This is a genomic window from Bacillus sp. V59.32b, assembly GCF_003429085.1.
GTDB lineage: Bacteria > Bacillota > Bacilli > Bacillales > DSM-1321 > Peribacillus.
On sequence record NZ_QVTC01000086.1, the window covers coordinates 1 to 6,893 of the forward strand.

The window sequence follows — 6,893 nt, forward strand, 5'->3', positions numbered from 1 at the left end:
CGGATTATCGAGCACAAATCCCGTTCATCGAGCACAAATCCGGATTATCGAGCACAAATTCGCATCATCGCGCACAAATCCGGATTATCGAGCACAAATCCGGTTCATCGAGCACAAATCCAGTTCATCGCGCACAAATTCGGATCATTGAGCACAAATCCAGATGATCGAGCACAAATCCGGATTATCGAGCACAAATTCGCATCATCGAGCACAAATCCGTATCATCGAGCACAAATCCAGTTCATCGCGCACAAATCCAGTTCATCGCGCACAAATCCAGTTCATCGCGCACAAATCCAGATCATCGCGCACAAATCCGGATTATCGAGCACAAATCCGGATCATCGAGCACAAATCCAGTTCATCGAGCACAAATCCGGATCATCGCGCACAAATCCAGATCATCGAGCACAAATCCGGATTATCGCGCACAAATTTAGATCATCGAGCACAAACCTAAAAATGACCATTAGATAATTCAAATAATTACATGCAGGAATGAACCAATTAATAAAGAATTAATCTATCAAAAGAAAGGAGTGATATTTTGATTGCAAAAAAAAGAGAAGTTCCCTTAACGATATTGAAATTGGAAGCATTACTGAGAAGACTCCCTCTTCAGCATCCAAAAAGGGTACTAGCAGAAAGAGACTTAGCGAAAAGGAACGCCGGTTTCAAAGGAGAGGAATCAGTTGATATTCGCTTCAACTCGCTTCCCGAAAAAGAGTATTTCATTTTTCACGACCTATGTTTGAACAACGGAACATATAACTTTCAAATGGACAGCCTTATTATTTCGAGAAATTTCGCCTTAATCACTGAGGTGAAAAACATTGCGGGCACTCTATATTTTGATCGTACTTTTAATCAGCTTATAAGAATTCTCAACGACAAAGAGGAAGGATTTCCCGATCCCATTTTGCAAATGAAGCGGCAGCAGCGGGAACTTGTATCCTGGTTGGAGGATGAGAAATTCACAACTCTGCCTACTGAATATTTGGTTATCATAAGCAACCCATCCACTTTAATAAAGTTAAAATCAGGTTACTCTCGTGAATATGAAAAAATAATTCACTCAGCAGATTTAGAAAATAAGATAAAAGAATTAGAAAATAAATATAGTAAAGAAGCTATTTCTCAAAAAGAGTTCAAAAAACTAAGCCGTATCTTATTACGAGAACATTCCCCGCACGACCCCAACATTCTCGATATCTATTCAATCCCTCGTGAAGACATACTCACTGGTGTTATATGTCCAACATGTTCTCATTTTCCGATAATCAGAAAAAATGGTTTTTGGTTATGCCCGTCATGCAATACAGCGTCTGTAGATGCCCACATACAAGGAGTTCGTGACTATTTCCTTCTCATTAAACCTTCTCTCACAAGCGCCGAACTTCGGAAGTTCCTGCATGTAGATTCCCGACATACCGCGACCAGGATTCTAAAATCAATGGAGCTCTCCTCTGAAGGAGCCCCCAAAAATAGAACCTATTTTCAACCACCCCATTAAAATAGGGAAGCCCTCTCTAAAATTGCCGCCATCTTAGCCTCTATACTTTCTTGTCTTAAAAAAGCTCCATCCACTATCGAAATATAAAACTAAAATTCTCTTCATTCCTCAATCCTTGTATTAAATCAGAGCCTTCAACATCTACTTCAATGGGTAATGTCCCACAAAGTACAGGAGTATACATGGATAGTTCATTCATGATTCCTAAACTATTAATTACTCTATGGGCTTGGCGTTGCTTGTCACTGCCCAGAGTCAAATAATCCAAAGTTTTCAACATAGCCGACTCCTTGCATTATCTTAATAAAATAGTTATTTTTCATCAAAAAGGACTTTAAGAACAAGGCATATACTCATACCTATAGCAGCGGCGATCATTACAGTCATTCCAATAATCCCTAAACCCATTCCGCTCCAGCCGCCTATAAGGAAGCTGAATGGAATGACAATTAATCCTAAAGCAGTGACACCGAGACCAAACAGTAAATCATACGGTTTATCGGGATATTTATTTCTAAGCAGCCAGGAGACTAAAAGAACAAATAAAATGATCGCTGCACCAGAGTAAATAAAGAATTCAAATCCATCCATCAACCTCACCCCTTCTTACAAATATTAACATCCCTTCTTCATATATTTCTACAACGTTTTCCTCAAATAAAAAATGCATGTAAACCTTCCTACATGCATTTTCATTTCGTTGAGATAATCACTCATCACTTTGTTTAGGCTGGGTAAAGAAAAATATAAAGATAATCAGCGGCAGTGCCAGCAGAAATGCGTTACCTTCAGAAGATTTAATGGTTGGAATATCCGTTAAAGCCAAAGCTATTCACCCCTTTGCAATAAATTCATTAGTTCTGCGTTAACATGGAAATGTTCTGATGTAACCAACTCGAATTCCTTGAAAATCTTTTCTAAATCGGGAAGGGATACATCCTGTTTGCGGATTCCAAAAATGTGGCCGCTGACACTGACGGTAAAACTGGTGGAGGAGACAATCGTGCTTGTAACGTTAATTTCGTCTTTAATCAACAGGATAGCTGTTATGACATCCATTACATCGATGATCCAATTTAACGTTTTTTTTCCTGACTTACCTTCTAAACGAAGTCCTCCTGTCAGGGGCCCTCCTACTGAAATCCGAAACCCTCCAGGTACGATAGAAACCCCTGCTATGGTAAGTTGTCCAGTCAATAGTAATGCAGCCAGGATGAGATCAATACTTCGTTGAACGTCCTTGAGTGTTTGTTTTTCTTTTTTCCGTTCATCATTTCCTTTCAATTCATCACACCCTGAAAGGTTTTCACACGTTTGTTTAGAATTCATCATCAAAAAAGACATGTCCATTATTGTGAAATCTACTTATAAAATATGAAAACCTTTCATCAATGTGATTACCAAATCCAAGTCAGGTGTTAGCGGAAGTTTGTGTATGTCCAAACAAGTAAAACACCTTTTTCATAGCATGTAATTGTGATTCATAAAGGAGGTGTAGCGAAATGGGATATGAAGATAAAGGAAATGGTGCTGGATTTGCGTTGATTGTTGTTCTATTTATTTTGCTGATTATTGTAGGTGCTGCATACGTTTACTAAATCAAATAGGTTAGCGAACGTATAAGTTCACAACACCAAAAGACGATTTGATTCTCTGCGCAGGAGTAAATCGTTTTTTGTGCTTTCCATGTTAGTTAGACAAATAGGATGGTTGGCAAATTACCTTTATCCTATTAATCTTCATCGACAAAAATGGATGGAGCAGGGAAAATATAACTAATCCATAAATTAAGCTGGTGAATCAATGGTTGAATTAATGTATGAGATTCACGATTTATCATTATTGATCTACCTTACTTACTTATTCGCTCCATTATTGATTACCGCTGGCACTTTTTTGTTAACGCAATCCTTAAGAAACGACGATACAGCTCATTCACATTTTTGCTTGCGCCATTCGGAACAAGTCAATTTATCCATAGAGTATACAGAACATCGAATTTCATTTGTAGACTGGCTTATAAAGCAAATCAAGCAATTAATTAAAACCGCTGATGATGACGATGCCTATTTTCCTCCGATTTATATGAACTAATGATAAATTGGAGGAAAATAATTTGTTTGATACTTTTTTTGTAAAACCTTTTGTTTATTTATTAAATTTTTTTGCCGATACATTCCAAGGGAGCTATGGCGTTTCGATCGTTTTAGTCACTCTCGTTGTGCGATTTTGCCTGTTGCCCCTTTTTTATAAGCAGCAGAAGCAACAAAAATATATACAAGCAAAGATGTTAAAATTGAAACCCGATTTGGATGTTTTTCAGCAAAAATTAAAAGAAGCGAAAACGAAAGAACAGCGACAAGACATTCAACAACAAATGGCTTCTCTTTACAGCGAGCATCAGTAGCTATAGGATGTTTGCCGATGCTGGTTCAATTTCCAATCATGATTGGTCTTTACTATGCCATCAGCCACTCATCGGAGATTTCTTCCCATTCTTTTCTATGGTTTGATCTGGGAAGCAGCAATGTGCTTATGGCTTTGATAGCGGGTTCGATTTATTTTGTTCAGTTTATCATCAGCCAAAAACTGAACAACTCTCCCACACCACGGGACCAACGACTGAATCCATCATTAAATATGATTGGTTTGCTATCACCAATCATGATGATTATTTTTTCTTTAAATATTCCTGCTGCCCTTCCGCTGTACTGGACAATCGGCGGATTATTCATGATCGGACAGACAATCGTTTTTCAAAGATTCTTAAAATCAACGGATGAAACGAATGGCAAGGCGATAGTCAATTCAAATCAAACATAAGAAAAGGGATAAGTAAATAATATGTTGAAAGAATAGGGAATAGGCAATGAACCGGCACGCGATGTTGTCGGTTCATTTTGGTTTATTGTGGTATAATTTCCTCATTGTCAAATTAACGGATAGAGGTATGCGCATGAACGTCACTCACAAAAGATCCGAAAAGCTTCGCCAGTTTTTCGTTATATTAATTCCGATACTAGTCACTCAGCTCGGTTTATATTCGATGAATTTCTTCGATATCATGATGTCCGGCAAATACAGCACAGATGATGTGGCAGGCGTTTCGATCGGAAGCTCGATCTGGGTTCCGGTGTACACGGGCCTGAGCGGAATCCTTTTAGCCATTACGCCAATCGTCTCTCAATTAATCGGTGCAAAGAACAAAAAGGCCGTTCCCTACACTATCATCCAGGCAGTTTATCTTGCAGTCGTGATGGCAGCTTTGATTATCATTATTGGATCGTTTATTCTAAACCCGCTCCTAAACGGGATGAACCTTTCACCAAAGGTACATCAGGTCGCGCATGATTTTCTCGTCGCTTTGTCATGGGGGATGATTCCTTTATTTATTTACAATGTTCTCCGTTCCTTTATCGATTCACTCGGACACACAAGGGTTTCGATGATCATCACCCTCCTGTCACTTCCGATAAATGTCCTGTTAAATTATCTGCTCATTTATGGTAAATTCGGATTCCCAGAGCTTGGCGGCGTCGGGTCAGGCTATGCTACCGCGATTACATATTGGGTCATCACGTTAATCGCCGTGTTTGTAGTCATTAAAATACATCCCTTTGCTGAATTTAAAATCTTCGGGACATTTTTCAAGATTTCTGTCACGGAATGGCTTTCATTATTAAAAATCGGTGTACCGATTGGATTCTCGATTTTCTTTGAAACGAGCATTTTCGCTGCAGTCACCCTTTTGATGAGCGGTTTCGATACGATTACAATCGCATCGCACCAGATTGCGATGAACTTCGCTTCATTCCTGTACATGATGCCTTTAAGCATATCGATGGCGCTTACGATTGTCGTCGGATACGAGGTCGGTGCCGAGCGACTTAAGGATGCACGGGAATACAGCTTGATTGGGATCACGATGGCTGTCTGCATGTCACTACTTAGCGGACTAATCATTTTCTTTTTCAGGGATGAGGTGGCATCCATTTATACAGAAGATGCGGCCGTGATGAAGCTAACGGCACACTTTTTAATTTATGCCATATTTTTTCAGCTTTCTGACGCAGTACAAGCACCGATACAAGGAGTATTAAGAGGATATAAGGACGTGAACATCACGTTTCTAATGAGCTTAATCTCATTTTGGGTCATCGGGCTCCCAACCGGCTATCTATTTGCCCGTTTCACGGATCTCGGGGCTGCCGGCTATTGGATTGGACTGATTACAGGCCTTGCGGTTGGTGCCATCGGGCTTTCGAGCCGATTATTCTATATACAAAGGGTCAAGTATTCGAAGCAATATGCTTGAAAATGAGAAAATCTTCCCGCATAGCTATGGGAAGATTTTTCTCATCAATATGAACTGGTTTCTAGTCCGAGGTACAGGACATACTAGGAACACGATTTGGCAGATGTCGATGTTCCTTATTTACAAGGCACTCTTCATTCCTGATAAATTTTATTCAATACATCTTTTCCCCCGGTGACCGGGATCACGCTTCCCGTTATGAAATCGGACTTTTCATCGCAAAGAAAGCGAATGACCCTTGCCAGATCCTCACCGGTTCCCGGCCTGCCAACAGGCACCGCTTCATCTTGATGCTTCTTAGCTTTTTCGATATCGCTTTCTTTCCAGTCACCGGTAATATCACCGGGACAAACCATATTAACGGTAATTCCATTTACAGCTTCTTCGAGGGCGAGGGTTTTTGTCAGGGAGGTCAATCCCGTCTTAGCAGCCGCAAAAGCCGAACGATAGATCCATCCCGGGGCTGTTTCACTTCTCTCAAAACCAAAGGTCACAATTCTTCCCCATTTATTTCTCCTCATATGAGGTACGATTTCTTTTGCCATATAAAAGAATCCGTTTAAATTGCCGTTCATTAAATAATTCCATTCTTCGCTCGTATAATCAATCATTGTTTTCCGTTCATGTATGTATGGCCCTGCATTGTGGATAAGGATATCGATCTTGCCGTATGCCTTTATAATGGTGTCGACTGCCTCAACGCACTCTGCCTCTTGCGATACATCACCTTTCACTGCCAATCCGCTCGCTCCGTATAACCTTTCGATTTCATCGATAAGGGCTTCCGCCTCCGTTTTGCTTTTTCGGTACGTTACAGCTACAGCTATTCCTGCTTGTGCCAGCAAATGCGCTGTTTTCCTCCCAATCCCCGTTGCCCCGCCTGTAATGACAGCTATTTTTTCCTTCACAGAAAATTACCTCTTTATTCTGACTTTAGTTTATTTTAGCAGATAAGAACGTATAAGGCTCTTCACCATAACTGGTGGTTTAATATTGATTAACATAATATCTCAGTTAATTTTGCAACAAAGTTGATTGGCGAGGATATGCGAGACTCCTCGA

Annotated in this window: 8 protein-coding genes and 1 pseudogene; 5 read left to right on the forward strand and 4 right to left on the reverse strand. The window is 40.1% G+C overall.

Annotated elements, in window-relative coordinates; genetic code table 11:
* The first annotated feature begins 550 nt into the window (after window positions 1-550).
* A complete protein-coding gene (locus D0463_RS17000; RefSeq protein WP_117308565.1) occupies window positions 551-1,516 on the forward strand; it encodes a nuclease-related domain-containing protein in 966 nt (321 codons plus the stop codon).
* Window positions 1,517-1,589: 73 nt separating this feature from the next.
* On the opposite strand, the gene D0463_RS17005 is transcribed toward D0463_RS17000, so the two are convergent.
* From D0463_RS17005 to D0463_RS17015, 3 genes are all read right to left on the reverse strand, one after another.
* A complete protein-coding gene (locus D0463_RS17005) occupies window positions 1,590-1,793 on the reverse strand; it encodes a DUF4269 domain-containing protein (protein WP_216824913.1) in 204 nt (67 codons plus the stop codon).
* A 35-nt stretch (window positions 1,794-1,828) separates the two neighbouring features.
* Complete coding sequence (locus D0463_RS17010; protein ID WP_117308567.1) at window positions 1,829-2,107, reverse strand: YesK family protein; 279 nt, start codon at window positions 2,105-2,107, stop codon at window positions 1,829-1,831.
* Between the two features lie 237 nt (window positions 2,108-2,344).
* Window positions 2,345-2,800 carry a hypothetical protein gene (locus D0463_RS17015; RefSeq protein ID WP_117308568.1) on the reverse strand — a complete coding sequence of 152 codons (456 nt, stop codon included), beginning with the start codon at window positions 2,798-2,800 and terminating at the stop codon, window positions 2,345-2,347.
* Between the two features lie 218 nt (window positions 2,801-3,018).
* Between D0463_RS17015 and D0463_RS17020 the strand changes: the two genes are divergently transcribed.
* From D0463_RS17020 to D0463_RS17040, 4 genes and pseudogenes are all read left to right on the forward strand, one after another.
* The gene (locus D0463_RS17020) at window positions 3,019-3,114 is read left to right on the forward strand and encodes a YjcZ family sporulation protein (protein WP_117308569.1); all 96 of its coding nucleotides are present in this window, start codon (window positions 3,019-3,021) and stop codon (window positions 3,112-3,114) included.
* 205 nt (window positions 3,115-3,319) lie between these two features.
* Window positions 3,320-3,610, forward strand: a complete 291-nt coding sequence (locus D0463_RS17025) for a hypothetical protein (RefSeq protein ID WP_117308570.1) — start codon at window positions 3,320-3,322, stop codon at window positions 3,608-3,610.
* A 127-nt stretch (window positions 3,611-3,737) separates the two neighbouring features.
* Window positions 3,738-4,339 (forward strand): annotated as a pseudogene (gene yidC, locus D0463_RS17035) (membrane protein insertase YidC).
* Between the two features lie 133 nt (window positions 4,340-4,472).
* Complete coding sequence (locus D0463_RS17040) at window positions 4,473-5,831, forward strand: MATE family efflux transporter (protein WP_254052842.1); 1,359 nt, start codon at window positions 4,473-4,475, stop codon at window positions 5,829-5,831.
* A 134-nt stretch (window positions 5,832-5,965) separates the two neighbouring features.
* Here D0463_RS17040 and D0463_RS17045 read toward each other — a convergent pair whose 3' ends face one another.
* Window positions 5,966-6,739, reverse strand: a complete 774-nt coding sequence (locus D0463_RS17045) for an SDR family oxidoreductase (protein WP_117308573.1) — start codon at window positions 6,737-6,739, stop codon at window positions 5,966-5,968.
* Window positions 6,740-6,893 lie beyond the last annotated feature (154 nt).